Origin of the sequence: Streptomyces solincola, from assembly GCF_002982015.1 — a bacterium.
In the GTDB taxonomy this organism is placed as follows: Bacteria; Actinomycetota; Actinomycetes; order Streptomycetales; family Streptomycetaceae; genus Streptomyces; species Streptomyces solincola.
Window position 1 is genome coordinate 1 of record NZ_PVLV01000715.1, and the last position, 2,358, is coordinate 2,358.

Here is a 2,358-nt window from a genome sequence, read left to right on the forward strand (position 1 = left end):
GCTTCGGCGAGCGTTCAGCGGGGAGGGGCGGCGGGCGGGGCGCCCGTCTCGGTGAGGAAGGCGCGGAGTTCGGCGGCGAGCCGTTCGGGCTGGTCCTCGGGGACGAGGGTGGCGGAGTCGGCGATCTCCACCAGTCTGCCGCGGGGGTAGAGCCGTGCCAGTCGGGGGCCGTGCTCGCGGGGCATCAGCCGGTCCTCGGCCGCCCAGACCACCAGGACGGGGCGGTCGAAGGAGCGCAGCCGTTCGCTCCAGTCGAGGAGGGTGCCCCGGTCGGGCGCGGAGGCGGCGAAGCGGGCGAAGTCCCGGCGGATGGCGCGGCTGCGGAGGGCGGGGGCGAACCAGTCGTCCATCACCTCGTCCGGCACCCCGCGCAGGCTCATCCCCCCGTAGGAGCCCTTGGCGTGGCGGATCGCCGGGATCCTCAGCAGGGTCAGCAGCAGCCGGATGCCGCCCGGGACGCGGGCGATCGTCTCCAGTGCCTTGCCGGGGCCCGGCGGGAAGTTGTCGAACGCCTCGCAGGCGACCAGCACCAGCCGTGCGACGCGGCCGGCCCGGCCCTCGGACAGCAGGAACTGGCCGCCGCCCCAGTCGTTCAGGACGAGCGTCACCTCTTCGAGGCCGAGGGCTTCGAGGAACTCGCCGAGCAGCAGCGCCACCCCGCGCTGGGAGAGGTCGGCGTCCGGGTGCATCGGGGTGCGGTGGCCACCCAGCGGGAGGGTGGGCAGCACGCAGCGGTAGCCGTCGAGCAGCGGCACGACCTTGCGCCACTGGGTCTCGTTCATCGGGACGCCGTGGCAGAGGACCAGGACGGGGCCGCCGCCGCCCGTGTCCTGGTAGTCGACCGGTCCGGCCGACAGCTCGATCCTGGCCATGGCGCCCTCCTCGGCTCGCGGTGCAGGCCCGTGCCCGGCGCCGCGGTGCGGCGTGGCCGTCACGCTGTCCCCGCCCGGCATCCCGTATGACGGCGGGTCAGGGACTGATGGACAGGAAGACGAAGGCGGCGAACAGCACCAGGTGCAGTCCGCCCTGGAGGGAGGTGGCCCGCCCGGGCACCACCGTGAGGGCGCTCACCACGGCGGTCAGGGCCAGCAGCACCAGGTGCACCGGGCCGAGGCCGAGGACGAGGGGGCCGCTGAGCCAGATCGAGGCCAGTGCGATGACCGGGACGGTGAGCCCGATGCTGGCGATGGCGGAGCCGTACCCCAGGTTGAGGCTGGTCTGCACCCGGTCGCGGCGGGCGGCGCGCACGGCGGCCAGGGTCTCCGGCGCCAGCACCACCAGGGCGATGACCACGCCGACGACCGCCTTGGGCAGGCCGGCCGACTCGACGCCGTCCTCGATCGCCGGGGACACCAGCTTGGCGTTGCCGACGACCGCGACCAGGGCGACCAGCAGCAGCGCCAGGCTCCACCAGGTGGTTCGCAGGCTCGGCGGCGGGGCGTGCTCCTCGGTGTCCTCCGCCGGATCCGGCCCGCCCCCGGTCGCGGGCCCGGACCCGGTCCCGGACGCGCCCGGCCCCTCCTGCCCCTCCCGGGCCACCGGCAGGAAGTAGTCACGGTGGCGGACGGTCTGCACGGCGACGAAGTTCGCGTACAGGCACAGCGACGCCACGGCCGCGAAGACGAGCTGGGCGCCGGAGAACTCGGCGCCGGCGTTGCTGGTGGTGAACGAGGGCAGCACCAGCGTCATGGTGGCCAGCAGGATGACGGTGGCGAGCGCGCCGCCGGAGCCCTCGGCGTTGAACACGGCCACGCGCTCACGGACCGCGGCGACCAGGAGCGACAGACCGACGATGCCGTTGCAGGTGATCATGACGGCGGCGAAGACGGTGTCGCGCGCGTAGGTGGACGCCTCCGGTCCGCCGCCGGCCATCAGCATCACGATCAGCCCGACCTCGATGACGGTGACCGCCACCGCGAGGACCAGGGAGCCGAACGGCTCGCCCACCCGGTGGGCGACCACCTCGGCGTGGTGCACGGCGGACAGCACCGAGCCGATCAGCACCGCGCCGACCAGCGCCAGGACCGGACCCGGCAGGTCGCGGCCCCAGCACAGGGCGAGGACCACGACCGCGGCCACCGGCACCCAGGTCGTCCAGCTCCTCGCCGGGAACCCGTCCGCGCCCTGGCCCGGACCGTCGTCGTGCCGTGCCGGGGAGCGCCCGCCGCCGGCCCCGTCCCTGCCCTCCGCACCGCTGCCCATGGTCCCCACGCTGGCAGACCGTCAGAGGCCGCGCCAAAGGTGCTGGGCCGAAGGTGCTGGGCCGAAGGTGCTGGGCCGAAGGTGCCGCGCTGAAGGTGCCGCGCTGAAGACGCCGCGCACTCCCCCGTGCCGGTTTCCGCCCGCCCCCCCATCCCC

At 74.9% G+C, this 2,358-nt stretch carries 2 protein-coding genes; both read right to left on the minus strand.

Annotated elements, in window-relative coordinates:
• Window positions 1–14 precede the first annotated feature (14 nt).
• Window positions 15–872, minus strand: a complete 858-nt coding sequence (locus tag C6N75_RS29615; RefSeq protein WP_105871914.1) for an alpha/beta fold hydrolase — start codon at window positions 870–872, stop codon at window positions 15–17.
• A 97-nt stretch (window positions 873–969) separates the two neighbouring features.
• Window positions 970–2,202 (minus strand): calcium:proton antiporter, encoded by a 1,233-nt coding sequence (locus C6N75_RS29620; RefSeq protein WP_105871915.1) that lies wholly within the window; start codon window positions 2,200–2,202, stop codon window positions 970–972.
• Window positions 2,203–2,358 lie beyond the last annotated feature (156 nt).